The 22,522-nt window shown below is 48.1% G+C and carries 22 protein-coding genes and 1 other RNA gene; 13 read left to right on the top strand and 10 right to left on the bottom strand.

What is annotated here, in order from left to right; translation table 11 throughout:
* From ubiB to rnpB, 8 genes are all read left to right on the top strand, one after another.
* Complete coding sequence (ubiB, locus tag QUE64_RS08235) at positions 1 to 1,584, top strand: ubiquinone biosynthesis regulatory protein kinase UbiB (RefSeq protein ID WP_286223566.1); 1,584 nt, start codon at positions 1 to 3, stop codon at positions 1,582 to 1,584.
* Positions 1,585 to 1,643: 59 nt separating this feature from the next.
* Positions 1,644 to 2,288, top strand: a complete 645-nt coding sequence (locus QUE64_RS08230) for a DUF502 domain-containing protein (RefSeq protein WP_286223565.1) — start codon at positions 1,644 to 1,646, stop codon at positions 2,286 to 2,288.
* A gap of 8 nt (positions 2,289 to 2,296) precedes the next feature.
* The gene (aspS, locus tag QUE64_RS08225; protein WP_286225274.1) at positions 2,297 to 4,096 is read left to right on the top strand and encodes an aspartate--tRNA ligase; all 1,800 of its coding nucleotides are present in this window, start codon (positions 2,297 to 2,299) and stop codon (positions 4,094 to 4,096) included.
* A gap of 1 nt (position 4,097) precedes the next feature.
* Positions 4,098 to 4,556, top strand: coding sequence for a dihydroneopterin triphosphate diphosphatase (gene nudB / locus QUE64_RS08220; RefSeq protein WP_286223563.1), 459 nt, complete (start codon positions 4,098 to 4,100; stop codon positions 4,554 to 4,556).
* A complete protein-coding gene (locus QUE64_RS08215) occupies positions 4,553 to 6,403 on the top strand; it encodes an ABCB family ABC transporter ATP-binding protein/permease (protein WP_286225273.1) in 1,851 nt (616 codons plus the stop codon). The genes nudB and QUE64_RS08215 overlap by 4 nt, the downstream gene beginning before the upstream one ends.
* 15 nt (positions 6,404 to 6,418) lie before the next feature.
* Positions 6,419 to 7,768 (top strand): glycerate kinase type-2 family protein, encoded by a 1,350-nt coding sequence (locus QUE64_RS08210; RefSeq protein ID WP_286225272.1) that lies wholly within the window; start codon positions 6,419 to 6,421, stop codon positions 7,766 to 7,768.
* 2 nt (positions 7,769 to 7,770) lie between these two features.
* Positions 7,771 to 8,823, top strand: coding sequence for a dihydroorotase (pyrC, locus tag QUE64_RS08205; RefSeq protein ID WP_286225271.1), 1,053 nt, complete (start codon positions 7,771 to 7,773; stop codon positions 8,821 to 8,823).
* Between the two features lie 42 nt (positions 8,824 to 8,865).
* Positions 8,866 to 9,172, top strand: an RNA gene (gene rnpB / locus QUE64_RS08200) — RNase P RNA component class A.
* On the opposite strand, the gene QUE64_RS08195 is transcribed toward rnpB, so the two are convergent.
* Positions 9,161 to 9,583 carry an OsmC family protein gene (locus QUE64_RS08195; RefSeq protein WP_286226207.1) on the bottom strand — a complete coding sequence of 141 codons (423 nt, stop codon included), beginning with the start codon at positions 9,581 to 9,583 and terminating at the stop codon, positions 9,161 to 9,163. The genes rnpB and QUE64_RS08195 overlap by 12 nt on opposite strands.
* Positions 9,584 to 10,002: 419 nt before the next feature.
* On the opposite strand from QUE64_RS08195, the gene rplM reads away from it, so the two are divergent.
* The 4 genes from rplM (at position 10,003) to erpA (ending at position 12,429) form a co-directional block, all read left to right on the top strand.
* Positions 10,003 to 10,431: a 50S ribosomal protein L13 gene (gene rplM / locus QUE64_RS08190; protein ID WP_286223558.1), complete on the top strand. Its 429-nt coding sequence runs from the start codon at positions 10,003 to 10,005 to the stop codon at positions 10,429 to 10,431.
* Positions 10,432 to 10,440: 9 nt separating this feature from the next.
* Positions 10,441 to 10,833 (top strand): 30S ribosomal protein S9, encoded by a 393-nt coding sequence (rpsI, locus tag QUE64_RS08185; RefSeq protein ID WP_108509102.1) that lies wholly within the window; start codon positions 10,441 to 10,443, stop codon positions 10,831 to 10,833.
* 88 nt (positions 10,834 to 10,921) lie between these two features.
* Positions 10,922 to 11,980 carry an N-acetyl-gamma-glutamyl-phosphate reductase gene (gene argC / locus QUE64_RS08180; protein WP_286225270.1) on the top strand — a complete coding sequence of 353 codons (1,059 nt, stop codon included), beginning with the start codon at positions 10,922 to 10,924 and terminating at the stop codon, positions 11,978 to 11,980.
* Between the two features lie 68 nt (positions 11,981 to 12,048).
* Positions 12,049 to 12,429 carry an iron-sulfur cluster insertion protein ErpA gene (gene erpA / locus QUE64_RS08175; RefSeq protein WP_286223556.1) on the top strand — a complete coding sequence of 127 codons (381 nt, stop codon included), beginning with the start codon at positions 12,049 to 12,051 and terminating at the stop codon, positions 12,427 to 12,429.
* A 6-nt stretch (positions 12,430 to 12,435) separates the two neighbouring features.
* On the opposite strand, the gene QUE64_RS08170 is transcribed toward erpA, so the two are convergent.
* Positions 12,436 to 13,581, bottom strand: coding sequence for an anhydro-N-acetylmuramic acid kinase (locus tag QUE64_RS08170; protein ID WP_286223555.1), 1,146 nt, complete (start codon positions 13,579 to 13,581; stop codon positions 12,436 to 12,438).
* 80 nt (positions 13,582 to 13,661) lie between these two features.
* Here QUE64_RS08170 and tyrS point away from each other — a divergent pair, with 80 nt between their 5' ends.
* On the top strand, positions 13,662 to 14,888 hold the full coding sequence (gene tyrS / locus QUE64_RS08165; RefSeq protein WP_286225268.1) for a tyrosine--tRNA ligase: 1,227 nt from the start codon (positions 13,662 to 13,664) through the stop codon (positions 14,886 to 14,888).
* Between the two features lie 6 nt (positions 14,889 to 14,894).
* Here tyrS and ruvB read toward each other — a convergent pair whose 3' ends face one another.
* The 8 genes from ruvB to QUE64_RS08125 all read right to left on the bottom strand — a co-directional run bounded on the left by ruvB (position 14,895) and on the right by QUE64_RS08125 (position 22,512).
* Entirely contained in the window at positions 14,895 to 15,956 is a 1,062-nt protein-coding gene (ruvB, locus tag QUE64_RS08160; protein WP_458574685.1) for a Holliday junction branch migration DNA helicase RuvB, read from the bottom strand.
* Positions 15,957 to 15,959: 3 nt separating this feature from the next.
* Complete coding sequence (ruvA, locus tag QUE64_RS08155; RefSeq protein ID WP_286225267.1) at positions 15,960 to 16,541, bottom strand: Holliday junction branch migration protein RuvA; 582 nt, start codon at positions 16,539 to 16,541, stop codon at positions 15,960 to 15,962.
* 9 nt (positions 16,542 to 16,550) lie between these two features.
* Positions 16,551 to 17,045: a crossover junction endodeoxyribonuclease RuvC gene (ruvC, locus tag QUE64_RS08150; RefSeq protein WP_286223552.1), complete on the bottom strand. Its 495-nt coding sequence runs from the start codon at positions 17,043 to 17,045 to the stop codon at positions 16,551 to 16,553.
* A gap of 2 nt (positions 17,046 to 17,047) precedes the next feature.
* Entirely contained in the window at positions 17,048 to 18,631 is a 1,584-nt protein-coding gene (gene purH / locus QUE64_RS08145; protein WP_286225266.1) for a bifunctional phosphoribosylaminoimidazolecarboxamide formyltransferase/IMP cyclohydrolase, read from the bottom strand.
* 2 nt (positions 18,632 to 18,633) lie between these two features.
* The gene (locus QUE64_RS08140) at positions 18,634 to 18,873 is read right to left on the bottom strand and encodes a helix-turn-helix domain-containing protein (RefSeq protein WP_286225265.1); all 240 of its coding nucleotides are present in this window, start codon (positions 18,871 to 18,873) and stop codon (positions 18,634 to 18,636) included.
* A 10-nt stretch (positions 18,874 to 18,883) separates the two neighbouring features.
* Positions 18,884 to 19,900 (bottom strand): tRNA dihydrouridine synthase DusB, encoded by a 1,017-nt coding sequence (gene dusB / locus QUE64_RS08135; RefSeq protein ID WP_286225264.1) that lies wholly within the window; start codon positions 19,898 to 19,900, stop codon positions 18,884 to 18,886.
* Positions 19,901 to 19,975: 75 nt separating this feature from the next.
* Positions 19,976 to 21,124, bottom strand: coding sequence for an FAD-dependent monooxygenase (locus tag QUE64_RS08130; protein ID WP_286225263.1), 1,149 nt, complete (start codon positions 21,122 to 21,124; stop codon positions 19,976 to 19,978).
* An 11-nt stretch (positions 21,125 to 21,135) separates the two neighbouring features.
* On the bottom strand, positions 21,136 to 22,512 hold the full coding sequence (locus QUE64_RS08125; protein ID WP_286225262.1) for an aminopeptidase P N-terminal domain-containing protein: 1,377 nt from the start codon (positions 22,510 to 22,512) through the stop codon (positions 21,136 to 21,138).
* Positions 22,513 to 22,522: the final 10 nt, after the last annotated feature.

Here is a 22,522-nt window from a genome sequence, read left to right as displayed (position 1 = left end):
GTGAGTCGTATTGTTCGCCTAAGCATTATTTTCTATACGGCTTGGCGCTTTAATTTATTTGGGCTGATTCGCGATAATTTGAGACCCGGTGTACGCCGGTTCTTTCTTGGACTCATTGCATCAACCTCCCCAAGTCAGTTACCTCGTGGCGAGCGAATTCGCTTAGCACTTGAGGCGCTTGGCCCAATTTTTGTCAAATTTGGTCAGGTCCTATCGACCCGTAGGGATTTATTGCCCGATGATGTTTCTAATGAACTAGCGAAGCTTCAAGATCGCGTCCCACCTTTTTCTAATGAGCAGTCCAAGGCGATTATTGAAAAAGCATTAGGCCACCCGATCGAAGTGATTTTCTCATCGTTTGATGCAACGCCAGTGGCGAGTGCATCGGTCGCGCAGGTTCATTTTGGAGTCTTGCGAGGTAACGAGACGCATCCCGAGTGGGCTAATAAAGAGATCGCCATCAAAGTATTGCGCCCTGGTATTTTGCCGGTGATTGAGAGCGACTTGGCTTTAATGCATGACTTGGCACGCATTGTCGAGAAAGTTTCAGAAGATGGTCGACGACTCAAGCCACGAGAGGTGGTCGCTGAATTTGATACCTATTTGCACGATGAACTTGATCTGATGCGCGAAGCGGCTAATGCTAGCCAATTGCGCCGCAATTTTGCAGACTCCGACAAACTCATGATTCCTGAAATGATTTGGGATTTATGTCATACCAATGTGATTGTGATGGAGCGGATGTATGGCGTCTCAATTGGTAAAACGCATGAGTTGCGCGCTGCAGGAGTTGATTTTAAGAAGTTGGCTATCGATGGGGTTGAGATCTTTTTTACTCAAGTATTTGAGTATGGTTTCTTCCACGCGGACATGCACCCAGGAAATATCTTAGTCAGCTTGGACCCCAACACCTTTGGTCGATACATCTCCCTCGACTTCGGGATTGTTGGAAATTTGAGCGAGTTTGATAAGAATTATTTGGCCCAGAATTTCTTGGCATTCTTTAATCGCGACTATCGGCGCGTTGCCGAGTTACACATTGAATCAGGTTGGGTTCCAGCAAATACTCGATTAGAAGAGTTGGAGGGCGCAGTGCGCACCGTTTGCGAACCCTATTTTGATCGACCACTGAAAGATATTTCTTTGGGTATTGTGTTGATGCGACTCTTTCAAACATCACGTCGCTTTAAGGTTGAGATTCAACCCCAACTTACTTTATTGCAAAAGACCCTCTTAAATGTGGAGGGCCTGGGTCGTCAATTGGACCCTGACCTCGACCTTTGGAAAACCGCTAAACCTATTTTGGAGCGCTGGGTGAGCCAGCAGCTTGGATTGCGAGGCCTCATTGATGGGCTAAAGAAAGAGGCGCCAAATTGGGCCAAGATTTTGCCTACCTTGCCACGTCTGATTGCTGAAAACCTGGAACAGGTTCACCGTAAAGAGCAGCGCCCTGAGTTGGATTTGCTGAAACAGCTGTTAATCGATGAGCGACGCAAACGTCGCCAATGGCTCGGAATCGCTTTATTCCTCAGCGGTTTCTTAGTCGGCGCTCTTTTGGTTTTGGTCCGAATCCACTCCATTTAAGGCAAATCCGCCTGAATTGGCCTTAACTCGCTAAAATAGCGGGTTAGGCACAAATTCTCATGAAAAAATACTTTATTGCTGGCATTTTGGTTTGGATTCCGATGGCGGTCACGATTTGGGTGATCACATGGGGGCTAGGTGTCATCGATCAAATTTTTGGCTGGGTAATGTCGGCCATCATTACGCTTTCGCCTGGTCAATTTTCAGGGGAATTACGGCATTTCCGTGAAATCCCGGGGCTTGGGATTCTGATCGTATTGGCAGTGATTGGATTTACGGGCTTCCTTGCAATTAATTTTGCGGGCCAATGGTGGCTCAAGCTCTGGGACCGAACCGTGACCCGCATCCCAATCGTGCGCTCCATTTATTCGAGTGTGAAGCAGGTTTCCTCCACATTATTTTCTGGAAATAACCAAGCGTTTCGTAAAGCTCTGTTGATTCGTTATCCACATCTTGAGTCATGGGTAATCGCTTTCCAAACCGGCACCGCAGCGCCTGAAGTGAACAATAAGTTGGGTGGTGAATATGTCAATGTATTTTTGCCCACCACACCAAATCCAACCTCCGGCTTTTTTATGATTGTGCCGCGTGCCAATGTAATCGAGCTGGATATGAGCGTGCAAGAAGCGCTCAAGCATATTGTGTCGATGGGTTCGGTGGCACCTCGAATCGCTCAACCCAAGACCCTCAATCAACCTCATTAGGAATACTTATGTCGATGCGCAGTCATACCTGTGGTCAGGTTACTGATTCTTTAATTGGTCAAGAAATTACCCTCGCTGGCTGGGTTAATCGCCGGCGCGATCATGGCGGCGTCATTTTTATTGATCTGCGCGATCGAGAGGGATTTGTACAAGTGGTTTGCGACCCAGACCGTCCCGATATGTTTAAACAGGCCGAAGAGGTCCGTAACGAATACTGTATTCAAATTAAAGGCTTGGTTCGCGCAAGACCGGCTGGAACTGAGAACCCAGATTTAATCAGCGGTAAGGTTGAGGTTCTGTGCCATGACTTACATGTATTAAATGCATCGGTAACCCCACCATTTCAGCTTGATGATGACAATCTTTCTGAAACGACGCGCTTGACCCATCGGGTCTTGGATTTACGTCGTCCGCAAATGCAAAAGAATTTGCGTTTGCGTTATCAGGTTGCTATGGAAACAAGACGTTATTTAGATGCGGCCGGATTTATTGACATTGAAACGCCAATGCTTACGAAGAGCACCCCAGAGGGCGCACGCGATTATCTGGTGCCGTCACGCGTTCACGATGGTCAATTTTTTGCTTTGCCCCAATCGCCTCAATTATTCAAGCAATTATTGATGGTGGCCGGTTTTGATCGCTACTACCAAATTACAAAATGCTTTCGTGATGAAGATCTGCGTGCGGATCGCCAGCCTGAATTTACCCAAATTGATTGTGAAACCGCATTCTTAGACGAGCTTGAGATCCGCTCTCTCTTTGAAAATATGATGCGACATATTTTTAAAACCGTGATGAAGGTGGAGCTACCCAATCCATTCCCTATCATGCCGTATTCAGAGGCGATGGCGCGTTATGGTTCCGATAAACCCGATTTACGGGTTGCAATGGAATTTACTGAATTAACTGACCTGATGCGTGATGTTGATTTCAAAGTATTTTCGGGGCCCGCCAATCAAGAGGGTGGTCGGGTTGTAGCCTTATGCGTTCCTAGCGGAGCAGAAATCAGCCGTAGCGAAATCGATGATTACACGCAATTCGTATCGATCTATGGCGCTAAGGGCTTGGCATGGATTAAGGTTAATTCAGTTGCAGAAGGGCGCAATGGATTACAGTCGCCGATTGTAAAAAATCTACACGATGCTGCAATTGCCGGAATATTAGAGAGAACCAAAGCAAAAGATGGCGACCTGATTTTCTTTGGTGCAGATAAAACCAAGATCGTTAATGATGCGATTGGAAATCTTCGTCTGCGAATTGGTCATTCGGATTGGGGTAAGAAACAGGGACTCTTTACAGAAGGTTGGAAGCCATTATGGGTGGTTGATTTCCCAATGTTTGATTACGATGAAGATGATGCCCGTTGGGTTGCCTGTCATCATCCTTTCACTAGCCCCAAAGATGAACACCTGAAGCTATTAGAAACTGATCCCGGTAAATGCCTGGCAAAAGCCTATGACATGGTATTGAATGGTAGCGAAATCGGTGGTGGATCGGTTCGTATTCACCAAGAGGTTGTCCAAAGTCAGGTATTTCGTGCACTGAAGATTGGGCCAGACGAAGCGAAAGCAAAATTCGGTTTCTTATTGGATGCCCTGCAATACGGCGCACCTCCCCACGGAGGAATTGCCTTTGGATTGGATCGCATTGTGACCATGATGACGGGTGCAGAGTCGATTCGCGATGTGATTGCCTTCCCCAAGACTCAGCGCGCACAATGTTTATTGACGCAAGCTCCAAGTCCTGTCGATGAGCGTCAATTGCGTGAACTACATATCCGGTTACGCAATACCAATCCGGTGGGTTGATTTGAAAATCCCGATTTCGGTTTTAGTCCTTATTCACAACAGAAATCGGGAAGTCCTTCTGCTCGAGCGGGCAGATCGGCCAGGATTTTGGCAATCGGTCACTGGTAGTCTTGATTTTATTGATGAGCCACTCGAGAGCGCGGCGATTCGAGAGGTGGCCGAAGAGACCGGTATCAACATCCAAGCCCTGCCTTTGGATGCTCTTCAAAATCTTCATCATGCCGTGCAGTATGAGATTTATCCAGGTTGGCGTCATCGCTACCCCCCGGGGGTCGAGCGCAATACGGAGCACTGGTTTGCTCTGGAGGTTCCCACAAATACTACGATTCGGTTAGCGCCTCGGGAGCATTTGCAGTATGTTTGGCTGCCTTATCAAGAGGCTGCACAAAAGTGTTTTTCTCATACCAATCGAGATGCCATTTTGCAGTTTTACAACGATTCCTCTCAGTTGACACGATGAGAGGCGCTCAGAACCAGCCATCGGGTGGCATGCTGCCCATCAAGCGAGCCGCTAATCGTTCGGATTGGCAAGTCATTAAAGATCTTTTGCCATATCTGTTTGAGCATCGCTTTCGGGTTCTCTTTGCCATGTTGTGCTTAGTGGCTGCCAAATTTGCTAACTTGGGTGTCCCGATTGTTTTAAAGGACCTGATTGATGCCATGAACATCAAGCCCGGTTCTTTGCAAAGTTATTTAATCGTTCCTGCCGGCCTGATTGTGGGTTACGGCGCATTGCGCTTACTTGCATCACTGTTTTCCGAGTTACGTGAATTACTTTTTGCAAAAGTGACCCAAAGTGCTGTGCGCAAGATTGCGTTACAAGTATTTGAGCATTTGCATGCCTTGAGCTTACAGTTTCATTTAGGTCGTCAGACCGGTGGAGTGAGTCGCGATATTGAACGTGGGACGCGTGGTATTCAAACTCTGGTCTCATTCTCGCTCTACAGTATTTTGCCAACCATGATTGAATTCGCTTTGGTGTTGGCATATTTCGCTTACAACTACGATATTTGGTTTGCAATTATTACCTTTGTTGCATTAGTCATCTATATTTTTTATACGATCAAAGTAACCGAATGGCGCACTCATTATCGGCGAACGATGAATGAAATGGATTCAAAAGCCAATCAACGCGCGATTGATTCTTTGATTAACTTTGAGACTGTTAAGTATTTTGGAAATGAGCATTTTGAAGCGCGTCGCTACGACGAAAATCTTAAGCATTATCAGTCTGCTGCCATCCTCTCTCAACAATCTTTAGCGATTCTGAATCTAGGTCAGCAGGCAATTATTGCAGTCGGCTTGGTTTTAATTCTATGGCGAGCCACTCAGGGCGTGGTCGATGGATCGATGACTTTAGGTGATTTAGTGCTTGTGAATACGCTCATGATTCAGTTATACATCCCCTTAAATTTCTTGGGGGTGATTTATCGTGAAATGAAGCAGTCGATCACCGATATGGATCACATGTTCACGCTTTTGAATGAAGACCAAGAAATCAACGATTCCAAAAATGCCAAGCCTTTGCTTATTCGGGATTTTGCTAAGGGCCCCGAGGTTCGGTTTGAGCATGTCTACTTTTCGTATAACGAGAAGCGTGAGATTTTGAAGGATTTGAGTTTTACGATTCCAGCCGGGACGATTACCGCGGTAGTTGGGCAAAGTGGGGCTGGCAAAAGTACCTTAGCGAGATTACTCTTTCGCTTTTACGATGTGCAATCTGGTGCGATCCTATTGGATGGCCAAAATATTCAAGATGTGGAGCAAGCTAGTCTACGCAAAGTGATTGGCATTGTTCCTCAAGACACCGTCTTGTTCAATGACACGATTGCCTACAACATTGCCTATGGAAGCCCGCAGGCAAGTCGTGAGGCGATTGTAGAGGCAGCGCGTGCCGCACAGATGAGCCAGTTTATTGAACATCTGCCAGAGGGGTACGACACCCCTGTGGGCGAACGCGGTCTCAAGCTTTCTGGTGGTGAGAAGCAACGGGTTGCGATTGCACGCACCCTCTTAAAGAAGCCTGCCCTATTAATTTTTGATGAAGCGACTTCGGCGCTTGATTCAAAGACCGAGCGCGCCTTTCAGGATGAATTGTTCAATTTGGCAAAAAATCGGACCACCTTAATCATTGCCCATCGATTGTCAACGGTAGTACATGCCGACCAAATCTTAGTCATGGAGCACGGGCAAATCATCGAACGCGGTACGCATTATGAGCTTTTAGAGTCCAATGGCCGCTATGCTTCCATGTGGCAGTTACAAGAAAACGCACCGATTGACCCTGATCAAGCCATTGATAATTAGGCTTAAAATGGGCAAATGCAAACCTCACAGCCCTCCTCAAGTCGTCAGCTGCATTTAGAGGGCGCGTTTGCGGCGGCACTAGCCGTTGCCGATCCTAAAAAAATCGTTCCAGAGTATCTTGCCAAAATTTTTCCAAAGGGTAAGGCTCCGCAAGGTCGATGTCTCGTGGTTGGCGCAGGTAAAGCAAGCGCTGCGATGGCAAGTGCTCTAGAGAGCTATGCCAAAAGCCATTGGCCAGATACATCAATCGATGGTTTAGTAATTACTCGTTATGGTCATGCATCGCCAACGCAACAGATCAAGATCGTTGAAGCCGGTCATCCGGTACCCGATCAGGCTGGAATGGATGGTGCTGCGGAAGTATTACGCTTGGTCAGTACCTTACAGCCTGGGGATACCCTTATTGCGCTTGTTTCTGGTGGTGGCTCGAGTTTATTAACCTTGCCGCAGCCAGGAATCACGATCGATGACATGCGTAAGACCACCGAAGCTTTACTCAATAGCGGTGCACCGATTGAAGAAATGAATATTGTCCGCAAACATTTGTCGGCCATCTTGGGCGGTAATTTGGCGCGCTCTGCTCTGTCGCGCGGTGCTCAAGTCGAGGCTTTACTCATTTCTGACGTGACTGGCGATCATCCGGCTGACATTGCGAGTGGACCATGTGCAGCAGATTACTCAAGTTATGGTGATGCATTACAAATTTTCGCGAAATACCATTTAGATGAACGTAGTATTCCAGGATCGGTATTAACCCATTTGCAAAAAGGATTGGCGGGTGAGATCCCAGAAACCTTAAAGCAAGCGGACATCGATCAACATTGCTATCCCCTGCGCAACCATGTGATTGCAACAGCACATCGCAGTCTTGAGGCTGCTGCGCAATATTGCAAAGGCCTTGGATACACTGCCATTATTCTGGGGGATACGATTACCGGTGAAGCTAAAGACGTTGGTCTTGTACACGCGGGTATCGCACGTGAGTTAGCCCATCATGCCAGTTGGGGGAAGCTCCCCGTGGCGCTGATTTCTGGTGGGGAGTGCACAGTCACTTTGCCTCCTGGAACGCAAGGGCGCGGCGGTCGTTGCTCAGAGTTTCTCCTATCTTTATTTGCAGCGACTTCTGACCTAAAGACTTTATCTGCCATTGCTGCCGATACTGATGGCATCGATGGCAGTGAAAAAAATGCAGGTGCTTGGTTTACTCCCGAGCTACGCTTGCATGCCCAAGAGAAAGACTTGCGTGCCAGTCGCTATCAACAAGCGCATGATTGTTACGGCTTCTTTGCTGAACTCAATGCCCTAGTTCATACAGGCCCGACCTTAACCAATGTGAATGATTTTCGGATGATTTTGATCGACTGACCATGAACAGAACGCTTACCATCACGCGCCCAGACGATTGGCATTTGCATGTTCGAGATGGCGCTGTCTTAAATGATGTCTTAGCGCATACTGCTGCCCAATTTGGACGCGCAATCATCATGCCTAACTTGAAGCCACCAGTTACAACGGTTGATTTAGCCAAAGCCTATGAGGCTCGGATTCGGAAGGCATTAAAACAACTGGGAATCAGTCATTTCTCCCCGCTCATGACCTTGTATCTCACTGACAATACGTCAGCGAACGAGGTTAAAAAAGCCAGCGAGAATGGCATTATTGGATTTAAGTTGTATCCCGCGGGCGCAACAACGAATAGCGATGGTGGTGTCACAGATATTAAAAAGGCATACCCTGCCCTAGAGGCGATGCAGCGTTATTCGGTACCCCTATTAATTCATGGTGAAGTTACTGAGCAGGCGATTGATATCTTTGATCGTGAAGCGGTATTTATTGATCGCATCTTGGACCCTATTCGTAAGCATTTCCCAGAACTCCGTATCGTGTTTGAGCACATTACGACGAAGCAGGCGGCCCACTATGTGCGTGATGCAAATACCAATGGCAAGAACACCCTGGCTGCGACGATTACCGCTCACCATTTACTCATGAACCGAAATAGTTTGTTTACTGGCGGTATTCGTCCTCACCACTATTGCTTACCAGTTCTAAAGCGTGAGGAGCATCGAGTTGCATTAGTGGAAATGGCAACCAGCGGTAACCCTCGTTTCTTCTTAGGAACCGATAGTGCTCCTCATCCAAAAGGGGAAAAAGAGAGTAGCTGTGGGTGTGCGGGGTGCTATACCGCGCATAATGCACTGGGTCTCTACGCAGAGGCTTTTGATGGTGTTGGGAAACTTGATCGACTCGAGGGATTTGCCAGTCATTTTGGTGCTGACTATTACGGCTTACCACGACATACAGAAACAATTACTCTGATTAATCAACCGCAGACTGTACCATTTGAGTACCCTATGGGCGCTTCGATCCTGGTGCCTTTGCGCGCGGGTGAAACCATCGGCTGGTCCATCGCCCATTAATTTAGCAGTGCAAATTCGTTTCCTCGTTTAGACTGTCATCGCAGAGTTAACCAGGCAATCGCTGCTTTCGTAAGAAGGGAGAGGAAAGTCCGGACTCCATAGGGCAGGGTGTTGGCTAACAGCCATCCACGGTGACGTGCGGAATAGGGCCACAGAGACGAGCGTATTGAGTTACGGTGAAACGCGGCAACCTCCACTCGGAGCAATCCCAAGTAAGCAAATGTTGACATGGCCCGTCGAGTTTGCGGGTAGGGAGCTTGAGCCTGTAGGTAACTGCAGGCCTAGAGGAATGATTGCCCCCTAATGCAAATTAGGGCGACAGAATCCGGCTTATCGGTTAACTCTGCATTACCTCAAAGCTATATGTAATTTCAGCTGTTTTGCCAAGCATTGCAGTGGCTGAGCAATACTTGTCGTGAGACAGCGTAATCGCCCGTTCAACCTTACTGGGATCTAAGTTCGAGCCCTTCACCAAAAAATGTAAATTTATTTTGGTGAATACCTTCGGATCGGATTCTGCGCGCTCAGCTTTTACAAACACCTCACAGCCGCTCACAGCTTGACGGGAGCGCTGTAGGATTAAAACCACATCAAAGGCTGTACAACCCCCGGCGCCTGCCAGTAAGAGCTCCATCGGGCGAGGCGCTAAGTTATTTCCACCAGCTTCAGGGGCACCATCCATATTGAGGATATGACCTGTACCCGTCTGTGCCATAAACGCCATCCCAGCATCAGGCAACCAGTTTATTTTGCATTCCATCATATAAAAATCCTCAAATAATAATATTTCTATTTAAATCAATACGTTATATCAAAAAGTGGCTCTGTAAGTCTTATATAAAAGATAGGGTAAACCCAAATTTTTTCTTGCAATGCACAAGATTTAGTCCTAAAATTTCTTCATTGATGTCAACCTTGATTTACTTAAAGTCGTTTTTTGAATATCAAGTTTGCATTCTACTGATGTCTCCTCCACCCAAACATTGGTGGATTTCAACCCGGGATTGATTCCCGGGTTTTTTTTGATATACAATTCAATGCTTTACTGAATTACCGATTCGGTCAGCGGTAATTTGTTGGACCAATTGAGAAGTTTGATCTGCGAGCCTGCAAACATAAGCGGAGCCAAAGTGCGATTTCTGAGTTGGAGTATGTTGACCAAACAATTTGAAAGTAATCATGAAAACCTTTTCCGCAAAACCGCATGAGGTAAAGCGCGAGTGGTTCGTGATTGACGCTACGGACAAAGTCCTCGGTCGTGTCGCCAGTGAAGTGGCACTCCGTTTACGCGGCAAGCACAAACCCGAATTTACCCCTCACGTCGATACTGGCGATTTCATTGTCGTTATTAACTCATCCAAACTTCGCGTCACTGGAAGTAAGGGACTTAATAAGATTTATTACCGTCATAGTGGCTATCCTGGTGGTATTAGCTCGACCAACTTTGACAAGATGCAGGCACGCTTTCCAGCGCGCGCTCTTGAGAAGGCCGTGAAAGGCATGTTGCCTAAAGGCCCCCTTGGCTACGCCATGATCAAGAAGCTCAAAGTCTATGGCGATGCTACGCATCCCCACGCGGCTCAACAGCCTAAACCTTTAGAGATTTAAGGAAGCGATATGTACGGAAATTGGAACTACGGAACAGGACGTCGCAAGAGCTCAGTGGCTCGCGTCTTCATTAAATCAGGTAAGGGCGAGATTACCGTGAATGGTAAGCCCATTGACGCTTATTTTGCTCGTGAAACCTCACGCATGATTGCACGTCAGCCTTTAGCGCTGACTAGCAATCTAACCACGTTTGATATTCAAGTGAACGTTAGTGGTGGCGGCGAGACCGGCCAAGCTGGCGCAGTGCGTCATGGCGTAACCCGTGCGCTGATTGATTATGATGCGGCTCTCAAGCCAACCCTGTCAAAAGCTGGATTGGTGACTCGTGATGCTCGTGAGGTTGAGCGTAAAAAAGTTGGTTTACACGGCGCTCGCCGTCGTAAGCAATTTAGTAAGCGTTAAGCGACACCGAAATGTCTGGAAGGGGCCGCTAATGCGGCCCTTTATTTTTATACAATTTGCTTATTGATGAGTGGCAACGGAGAAGAGCATGATTAAAGTCGGTATTGTGGGTGGCACGGGGTATACAGGCGTTGAATTGCTTCGTCTTTTAGCCCAGCATCCTCAGGTTCAACTGCATTCGATCACTTCTCGATCTGAAGCTGGCATGGCCGTTGCTGAAATGTTTCCATCCTTACGCAATCGCGTGGATTTGAAATTTACGACACCAGAGAATGCCAAGCTTACTGAGTGTGACGCTGTATTTTTTGCGACTCCTCACGGTGTGGCAATGGCGCAAGCTAAAGAATTACTCGCAGCCAACGTGAAGATATTGGATCTTGCCGCAGACTTTCGTCTTCAAGACACCAAGGTCTTTGAGCAATGGTATGGAATGCCGCACGCATGCCCAGACATCTTGAGGGAAGCTGTTTATGGTTTGCCTGAAATCAATCGGGAGAAAATCAAAGAGGCTCGGGTTGTTGGCTTAGCAGGTTGCTATCCAACATCCGTACAGTTAGGGCTCGCTCCATTGTTATCACCAAAGAACGGGTTCCCAAAGCCGCTCATTGATGCCCAACGAATCATTGCCGACTGTAAATCTGGAACTTCTGGTGCGGGCCGTAAAGCTGAAATTGCTACCTTGCTATCTGAAGCGAGCGATAACTTCAAAGCGTATGCCGTTAAGGGCCATCGCCATCTACCTGAGATTACGCAAGGCTTAAAGGCCATTGCAGGGCATGATCAGGTAGCGTTGACCTTTGTGCCTCATCTAACCCCGATGATTCGGGGGATCCACTCGACCCTATACGTTCAATTAACCGCAGAGGGTAGATCGGTCGACTTTCAGGCCCTATATGAAAGTTTTTATGCCAATGAGCCCTTCGTGGATATCATGCCAGCGGGTAGCCATCCAGAAACCCGCTCAGTGCGGGGTAGTAATGGCATGAAGATTGCGGTTCATCGTCCTGGCGGTGGCGATATCCTCGTCATTTTGGTGGTTGAAGATAATTTGGTGAAGGGTGCCTCGGGCCAAGGAGTCCAGTGCCTAAACATCATGTTTGGCTTTCCTGAATCCATGGGCCTAGAGCAGATCGCCCTCATGCCATGATTCACCCTGTGCAAATAGGGGAATTAGAGCCTACAATCAATCGTATAGATGCTTAAAAGGGAGTAATCATGACCGCTACCAATACCGCTGTTGATCAAGCTTCAGCCATGGCTGAGCCACCAGTGCCATTGATATTTACCGATAGTGCAGCCGCTAAGGTTGCTGACTTAATTGCCGAAGAAGGAAATCCTGAGTTAAAGCTTCGTGTCTTTGTTCAGGGTGGTGGATGTTCAGGATTTCAGTATGGGTTTACTTTTGATGACGCTGTTAATGAAGATGACACCAGTTTTGAAAAAAACGGGGTGACCTTGTTGGTCGATTCGATGAGCTTTCAATATCTTGTTGGCGCAGAGATTGACTACAAAGAAGATATCAACGGTTCGCAGTTCGTGATCAAAAATCCAAATGCAACCACCACCTGTGGATGCGGATCATCTTTTTCAGCCTAATTGATTTCAGACGGGGTAGAGCGTCCCAAGGATTCGTAAACCTTTTGCTCCAGTGACGGCCGGCACATTTGCTGGCCGTTTTTGCATGAAGGCCCAGGCTAGCCAGGCAAACGCGAGACCTTCGACCAACTGGGGATCAATCCCAAATTGGGCTGATGACGCAATCCTTAGGTTCGGTAGTTGATGACGCGCCTGAATTTTAAGAAGCTCAAGTAAGGCAATATTCTTAACACCGCCCCCGCACACGATTAGGGTCTGAGTATTGCTTGCAAACGATCGCAATGCACCAAGGGTGCTATCAATCGTGAGCTGCAAGAGGGTAGCTTGAACATCTTCAGGGGCAATCGAGAGCCCTGTCATCAAACTGTTTAGCCATTGCAAATTAAAGTGGTCACGCCCCGTACTCTTTGGAGGATGCTTTGCAAAGTAAGGATCTTGTAACATCCGTGCTAAGAGTTCTGAATTGGGTTTACCCGTACTGGCCCACCGCCCGTCATCGTCAAACGCTCTTCCAAGATGATGATGCACCCAGGCATCGAGTAATAAATTACCTGGCCCACAATCAAAACCAGTTACTTCACCGGATGCTGGAAGAATCGTTAAATTAGCAATCCCACCAATGTTCAAAATGGCGCGATTTTCAAGGGGATCATAAAACTGCTCACGATGAAAGGCGGGTACTAGAGGTGCACCTTGGCCACCAGCGGCCATATCGCGCGCACGAAAATTAGCAATGACCTTGATTCCGGTGAGTTCAGCCAATAAGGCTGCATTTAGGCTCTGATGGGTATAGCTTTTAAGCGGATCAGAAGCGGGTTGATGACGCAGTGTTTGCCCATGGGCACCAATTGCACTGACTGCACTTGGTTGGATATTTTGAATCCGCAACAGCTCTTGACATACCTGTGCATAGGCATTGGCAAGCGCGTTGGCTGCAAGGTGTTCGCGGTGAAGCTCGTTGCTGCAAGCAAATTGCAATTCGGCAAGCTCCGATCTCAGGTCCGCATCAAAACCAACACTATGCGACTGAATCAGTCGGGCTTTGCCAGTAGCATCGATTTCGGCCAAGACTGCATCGATACCATCGAGGCTGGTTCCCGACATGAGCCCAATCCATAGAGAGCTCGAGGCGTTTGCTTGATTAGAATTCAAGGGTGTAGCGAACTTTCTTGAGAATGCGACAATATCACGTTAACGATATTAAACCCTTAATTTAACTGAAAAAATTAGGCATGAGCACAAAACCCTATCCGGTAACCCCACGCGTTCTTGAGGCTATGGAAGTTACCAAGCGTGGCTGTGAGGAGTTATTGGTCGAGGCAGATTGGTTGCAAAAATTAGCGCGCAGCGAAGCAACCCGCAAACCCTTACGAATTAAATTGGGCCTGGATCCAACTGCACCGGATATTCATTTGGGGCATACGGTTGTTCTAAACAAGCTACGTCAGCTACAAGATCTAGGTCATACCGTCATTTTCTTGATTGGCGACTTTACCAGCATGATTGGCGATCCGTCTGGGCGCAATAGCACCCGTCCGCCATTAACCCCAGAAGAGATTGCAGTCAATGCAAAAACGTATTATCAGCAAGCTAGCATCATCTTAGATCCCAGTAAAACGGAAGTACGTTACAACAGCGAGTGGTGCGATGCCTTAGGCGCGCGCGGCATGATAACGTTGGCGGCTAAATACACGGTGGCTCGGATGCTAGAGCGCGATGACTTTACCAAGCGCTATCGGGGTGGTGTGCCGATTTCGGTGCACGAGTTTTTGTATCCACTCATGCAGGGTTATGACTCAGTGGCCTTACAAAGTGATTTAGAGCTTGGGGGCACCGATCAAAAATTTAATCTTCTCGTCGGGCGCGAATTACAAAAAGAGTATGGCCAAGAGCCGCAATGCATCTTGACTATGCCTCTTTTGGTGGGTCTTGATGGGGTTGAGAAGATGAGTAAGTCCAAGGGCAATTACATCGGTATCAACGAGCCCGCCAATGAGATGTTTGGCAAGGTGATGAGTATTTCCGATGAGCTCATGTGGAGCTACTTCACATTATTGTCATTTAGACCGATGGCCGAAATCGATCTCATGAGGCAAGAGGTGGCGGCGGGTCGAAATCCGCGGGATTGCAAAGTGTTATTGGGTCAAGAGATTGTGGCCCGTTTTCATTCGCAGGTAGCTGCAGAGAAGGCGCTGGAAGACTTTAATCATCGCGCCAAAGGCGGAATACCCGACGATATTCCTACGCTTGAGTTAACGGGGGCTCCGCTCGGTATTGCTGCTCTTTTGAAGGCTGCTAATTTGGTGCCATCGACCTCGGAGGCGAACCGCAATATTGAGCAACATGGTGTACGGATTGATGGATCAGTTGTGAGTGATAAGACCCTGAAATTGGAACCCGGCACTTATGTGGTTCAAGTTGGTAAGCGCCGCTTTGCCAAAGTGACGCTCTTAAAATAAGGTCACTTAGTCGAGCAAATCGAGGTTTGCAGAGCTGCTTGGCGCCTTGAGGCCAAAATGCTCATAACACTGACGAGTCGCAATGCGGCCACGCGAGGTGCGTTGTAAATATCCCTGTTGAATCAGAAAGGGTTCTAATACGTCTTCAATAGTGTCGCGTTCTTCGCCAATGGCTGCAGCCAAGTTATCAATACCGACTGGACCTCCATTGAATTTATGCAAGATCGCCTCGAGTAGTTTGCGATCCATGACATCAAAGCCCATCGGATCAACATCTAGCATGGCTAGGGCAGCGTCAGCCATTGATTTTGTGATTACTCCACTACCCTTCACCTCAGCATAGTCCCGAACCCTACGAAGTAAGCGGTTCGCAATCCGAGGAGTGCCACGGGCGCGACGCGCGATCTCGCTTGCGCCCTGGGGATCAATCTGGGCATTCAGTAAGGTGGCCGAACGTTCAATAATTTTAGTAAGCTCAGCGGACGAATAAAACTCAAGTCTTGCCACAATCCCAAAGCGATCGCGCAAGGGATTGGTTAGCATACCAGCACGCGTCGTTGCTCCAATTAATGTGAAGGGCTTGAGGTCCAACTTCACACTGCGGGCTGCAGGACCCTCACCAATCATGATATCGAGCGAATAATCCTCAAGAGCTGGATAAAGAATCTCTTCAACGACTGGTGAGAGCCGATGAATCTCATCAATAAATAGGACATCGTTTTCTTCGAGGTTGGTAAGAAGTGCGGCAAGATCACCGGGGCGATCCAATACTGGACCACTAGTTTGTCGAAGATTAACCCCAAGCTCTCGGGCAATGATGTGCGCTAGGGTCGTTTTGCCTAAACCGGGTGGGCCGAACAATAAAACATGATCTAAGGCTTCTTTGCGCTTACGGGTCGCATTGATAAAAATTTCAAGTTGTGAGCGTGCTTTGCTTTGACCAACGTATTCATCGAGCTGCTTTGGTCGAAGGGCGCGCTCAAATACGGCTTCAGCTTGCCCAGCCCCAGGGCTGACAATCCGCTCATCACCATCATTAGCATCTAAGTTATCAGTATGAATTACCACGACTTAACCTTTTGAAAGAGATTTCAAGGCGATCTTAATCCCGTCGGAGACACTGGTATCGGCAGGGATTTGGCGAACTGCCAGATGCGCCTCTTTATCCGAGTATCCCAAGGAAACCAATGCTTGAATCACCTCGGAAGTGGTATCAGGCTTGCCAGATGGATTCTGGGAAATTCCTAAATCGGGGGCTAATTTACCTTTGAGTTCTAACAAAAGGCGTTCTGCCGTCTTTTTGCCAATACCAGGAACCCGAACTAAGGTGCCTGGGTCTTGGGTAGCAATTGCTTGAATCAACTCACTCACGCTCATACCTGATAGTACCGCTAGGGCAGTACGTGCCCCAACCCCGCTGATCTTGATAAGCGCTCGGAAGGCGTTGCGTTCGGCTTCGGTGGCAAAACCAAACAATTGTTGTTGATCCTCGCGCACATGGAAATGCGTGAGGAGGGTAATCATTTGACCCACAGGTGGTAATTGATAGAGAGTGCTCATTGGCACGTCGACCTCGTAGCCGACCCCATGGCAATCAATCAGCAATTTAGGAGCTGAAATCGTAATAAGCGTGCCATGGATACGTCCAATCATGCCTCTATCTTAACGCTTTGCTTTACTCATTTGAACCTGATGATGGTGAGCTGCACAAATGGCGACCCCAAGCGCATCGGCTGCATCGGGTGATGGACTTTTTTTGAGCTTGAGTAAGCGCTTTACCATTTCTTGCATTTGTGTTTTGTTGGCCCGGCCAGTACCGACGATTGCCTGCTTGACGCCACGGGCGCTGTATTCAGAGACCGAAAGACCAGTCGATACAAGGGCAGCAATCACGGCACCTCGCGCTTGACCCAGCATCAGGGTAGAGCGTGGATTCACGTTTAAAAAGATTTCTTCAATGGCAGCGGCATCGGGCTGATAGCAAAGGAGTACCTCTTGGACGCCTTGATACAAGGTTCCAAGACGATGAGGTAAGCCTAAGGCAACCTCGCCACTCTCAATCGTGCCCGAACTAACGTAGCGTAATTGTTGGCCTTCAAGTTCAATGACTCCAAAGCCAGTAGTTCGTAAGCCAGGATCGATACCTAACCAGCGCATGATTAATGTCTAAAGTGTCGCGTACTTGTGAACACCATTGCAATGCCATGCTCATTAGCCGCCTCAATCACTTCGGGATCCCGCATGCTGCCCCCGGGCTGAATGACACTAGTCGCGCCTGCAGCCACCACCACATCCAGACCATCACGAAACGGGAAGAAGGCATCACTCGCAACCGCAGAACCCTTGAGACTTAGGCCAGCATGCTCAGCCTTAATGCTTGCAATTCGGGCAGAGTCAATCCGACTCATTTGACCAGCACCGATTCCTAAAGTCATGCCATTGGCGCAATACACAATTGCATTAGACTTCACAAATTTGGCGACTCGCCAAGCAAACATCAGGTCTGCTAATTCAGTAGGACTCGGCTGACGCTTGGTTACCACCTGTAATTCCTGGGGGAGCACATTTTTTGAATCGCTCGATTGCACTAACAGACCGCCCCCAATGCGTTTGAAGTCAAATTGATTTAGAGGATTAGCCCCTTCCTTGGGAAGCGGAATTTCGAGAAGACGTACATTTTGTTTGGAAGCAAAGATTGCCCTGGCAGACTCGCTAAAAGAGGGGGCGATCAGCACTTCAACAAATTGCTTTGCAATTGCTGTAGCGCATGCCTCATCGCAGGGACGATTGAGTGCAATGATTCCGCCAAAAGCAGAAGTTGGATCGGTTTGTAATGCTTTTAGGTAGGCTTTTTCTGCGGTATCTGCTATTGCTACACCACAAGGGTTGGCATGTTTAATAATGACACACGCCGCTTGATCCTGACTAATGGATTTAACGCATTCCCAAGCAGCATCCGAGTCAGCAATATTGTTAAATGACAACTCTTTGCCTTGAAGCTGTTGGTAATGAGCGAGACTGCCAACCGGTGGTACGAGGTCCTTATAAAACGCTGCAGATTGGTGAGGGTTCTCACCATAGCGCATTTCTTGAACGCGCTCAAATGCCAAATGCAGAGTCTGTGGATAGGGATGGCGCTTTTGATGATCTTGCGTATCGTCTAAAGAACTTAAGTAGTTCGCAATCGCTCCATCATATTGAGCGGTATGGGCAAACACTTTTTTTGCAAGTGCCAAGTTGGTTGCAAACGACACTGTATTCTGATTACGGCGCATCTCATCCAAAACCATTGTGTAATCCGCTGGGGAAATGAGTACGGTGACATCTTGATGATTTTTAGCAGCAGCACGTAACATGGCTGGTCCACCAATATCAATATTCTCAACCGCCTCTTCAAAGCTGCACTTGTCTTGACTCACTGTTTGTGTAAAGGGGTAAAGATTAATTACCAATAGATCAATTGGTTCAATCCCATGCTCGGCAATGGCGGCCATATGTTCTTTGGAGTCGCGCCGAGCCAATAAGCCGCCATGAACCTTTGGATGTAAGGTTTTGACCCGACCATCCAACATTTCGGGGAACTTGGTGAGGCTTGCCACTTCAGTAACCGGTAAGCCTTCTTGGGCCAATAGTTTGGCGGTGCCGCCAGTTGAGATCAGTTTTATGCCTAGGCCATGCAGCGCTTGTGCAAACTGAACAATGCCACTTTTATCGGATACGGAGAGGAGGGCTGTACGAATCATGATTAGATTAAGCGATGCTCTAAAAGTTTTTTGCGTAAGGTATTGCGATTAATCCCTAAATAGGACGCTGCTAAAGATTGGTTATGCTTGGCATGCGCCATGACCAGCTCTAACATCGGTTTTTCAACCACACTCAAGACCATTTGATAAATATCATTGGGCGGCGTGCCTTTGAGGTCATCGAGGTAGCGTTGCAAATTGATTTCAATGCATTCTGTAACAGGATGTTTATTGCTTTTCATGATGGTTCAATTAGGCTGCTTCTAAAAATAAAAGATGATCGGAGTGGAGCTTCATTTCGTCAAAATAATCATTGACGAGTTGCAATTGGGTTTTGCAATCCTCAGCACTATTCATTTGGTGACGAAACGCATGCGAGTTGCGTAAGCCTTTGCAGTACCAGGCAATATGCTTACGTGCAGTTCGCAGACCTGTGTACTCGCCATAGAATGCGTAGTGATCGAGCAAATGCTCATTAAGAATCGCTTGAATTTCATGAACCCGTGGGGGAGGCAGGAGTTCACCCGTTTTTAGATAGTGCTCAATTTCCCGAAAAATCCAGGGTCTACCTTGTGCAGCTCGTCCAATCATGAGCGCATCCGCCCTAGTAATGTGCAAAACCTGCTTGGCTTTCTCAGGGCTGTTGATATCGCCATTCGCAACCACCGGAATTGAAATGCGACTCTTTACAGCCGCAATCGTTTCGTACTCAGCGTCACCGTGGTACAAGTCCGCCCTGGTACGTCCATGAATCGTGAGCATCGAAATTCCAGCCTCTTGCGCAATTTTTGCAATTTCTTGCGCATTCTTATGATCACGATCCCAGCCGGTTCTAATTTTGAGCGTCACGGGCACTGCATCAGGGCCAGTGCCAACGGCTTGAACCACCGAATCCACAATTTGCTGAACTAAAGGTTGATCTTTTAGGAGGGCAGAACCAGCTGCGACATTGCATACTTTTTTTGCTGGGCAGCCCATATTGATATCAATGATTTGGGCGCCTCGATCCACATTCAAGCGAGCTGCTTGCGCCATCATCTTTGGATCTGCTCCTGCAATTTGGACTGCAATGGGTTTGAACTCGCCAACATGGTTAGCGCGCCTCAAGGTTTTTTCACTATTCCATAGCATGGCATTGGAGGCGATCATTTCCGAGACCGCATAACCTGCCCCTAATTTTTTACATAATTGTCGAAAGGGGCGATCGGTAACACCAGCCATCGGCGCAACAAATAGAGCATTGGCTAGTGAGTAAGGACCGATTTGCATACCGAGGGAAATGGATCTGAATTGGAGGCATCACTGTACCACACCCGTTCCTCAACTGCTTAATTTTTAGGCAATCTAGCGCCGGCCAAACATCATTTGCTTGGCAAGAGTTATTTTTACAGGCGGTAGCCAGGCGAGAGCGCTGAGTGCTAGGCCACGCGAGACCTGAATGGGGAGTAAGGGCGACGTGAACACGCGTGCTAAGAAGTCGGTAATGCCAATCGTTGCGCGCCGATCAATTTGGCGGCTTTTTGCATACTCAAGCAGTTGGGCTTTTACGGCATTGGGCGTTACCGCCTGTCTTTGCTTAAAGAGATCGGCGAGTTTCTCAGCAAGTAGGTAAGCGTCGCGTAAGCCAAGATTAAGACCTTGGCCAGCCACTGGATGCAAGGTTTGTGCTGCATTGCCAATCCATACCTCATGATCAATACAAACCTCTTTGCGGTAGTTCAAGCCAAGGTCATACAAACGACGATTAGCGATGTTAGTAAATCGACCCAGGCGCCGACCAAAACTATGCTCCAGTTCATTGAGAAACTCATCATCACTAAGAGCTAGTCGGCGTTGACTCGATTCTGGGGAGGCGCACCAGACTAGATTATGTGTATTGGGCCCTAGATGCGAGGGCAGCAGTGCAAGCGGACCTTCGTCGGTAAAACGCTCCCACGCTTGATGGGCAATTGGATGTTCCACATCCACAGTGCCCACGAGGGCCGCTTGACGGTAATCGCGGCCTGACTCGACCCAATCCTGTTGCTTAAATAACCCACCCTCGGCATGTACGATGCATGCAGCTGGTGGTGTATTGAAGCTTTCATCCGCATTGTGATGCCACACAAAATTCGGTGAATGGGCCCCCAGAGCCCGCAGTGCTTTTCTGAGGGTTAGATGAATATCGCGATAGCGACTAATATGACCCAAGGCATCCTGCCCGAGTTCTTCACGCGTCATTAGGGCTCGACCAAAGTGGCCAACCTGAGAGACGTGAATTCGATGAATCGCAGGGCAATTGGATGGCCAAGCATTGATCGTATCTAGTAATAATTTACTGCCATGCGATAGCGCGATACCACGTTGATCGCCCGACTGAATTTGCTCGTCATCTGCAGGATTACGATCAATCAAGGTCAGACTAATGCGTGGATTTTTTTGTAAAAGCCAAGCTGCGCAGGCAAGACCGACAGGACCCCCGCCTTGAATGACAACTGTATGAAATGTATTCATACACTCATTCATTAAGAGCGGATGATGGACTCAATTTCAACTGGATCAACCGGGACCCCACGGGAAATGAGTTCGCAACCATTGGCAGTCACTAGAGCGTCATCCTCAATCCGAATTCCAATATTCCAATAGGCCTTCGGAATATCCTCAGCTGGGCGTATATAAAGACCGGGTTCGATGGTAAGCACCATGTTCTCTTCAAGCGTGCGCCAAGGTCTTTCGGTATCAGCTTGAGTCACAGTATGAAGTTCGCGATAGGATCCGACGTCATGGACATCCATGCCCAACCAGTGGCTAGTGCGGTGCATATAAAAGCGCTTATAGGCTCCTGTCTCAATGGCATTGTCGAGAGAGCCAACTTCGCCAATCCGAATCAGCTTTTCATCGATTAAGCCTTGCGTCAGAACTTTTACTGCGGCTTGGTGTGGATCGATAAACGAATGCCCAGGGCGGGTCGCATCAACCGCTGCTTGTTGGGCAGCAAGTGTAATGTCATAGAGGGTGCGCTGGGCACTGCTAAATCGTCCATTAATTGGAAAGGTTCGGGTGATGTCGGAGGCATAGCCATGAAGCTCGCACCCGGCATCAATTAAACACAGATCACCATCTATGAGTTCAGCCGATCCTGCACGGTGATGCAATACGCAGGCATTCGCACCGGCGGCCACGATGCTGTTATAGGCAACGCTCTCGGCCCCGTGATAACGAAACTCATAGAGCAACTCGGCTTCTAATTGATATTCACGCTTTCCGGGTTTGCAAGAGCGCATGGCGCGAATGTGAGCTTGGGCAGAAATCGCTGCGGCTTGCCGCATGATGGCGATTTCCTCAGGACCTTTAAACAAACGCATTTCATGCAAAATAGTTTCAATGTCATGAAATACCTCCGGGGCATTGATTCCCATGCGGGCGCGCTGGCGCACCGTGTTCATCCATTGCCGCATCGATGCATCATCATGTGAGGCTGCGGCAAGTTTGATATATACCGCGTTTTGATCTGCTAAAAAATCAGGGAGTTTTTGGTCTAGTTCAGAGTTTGGGTATGCAGCGTTTATCAGTAAATGGGCAGGTGCCTCTTGGGGGCCCAAGCGGTATCCATCCCAAATCTCGCGTTCGAGATCTTTAGGTCGACAGAAGAGGTGGGTCTCATAGCTGGATTTTGTAACCACCATCACTAGGGTAGCCGCAGGCTCTTCGAAACCGGTGAGATAAAAGAAGTCACTGTCATGCCGATAAGGAAAATCGCTATCTCGATTGCGTGCCTTTTCGGGGGCAGTTCCTAGAATGACTACCCCACCACCTGTTTTGGCTTGAATGATGGATGCCAAGTGATCACGACGCTGTTGGCAGGCATTCATGAGCGGATTGTGCGAGTTAAGACGATTCATCTTGATGATT

Source organism: Polynucleobacter sp. HIN7 (genome assembly GCF_030297595.1).
Classification (GTDB): Bacteria; Pseudomonadota; Gammaproteobacteria; order Burkholderiales; family Burkholderiaceae; genus Polynucleobacter.
This window is presented reverse-complemented; position numbering and strand designations above follow the sequence as displayed.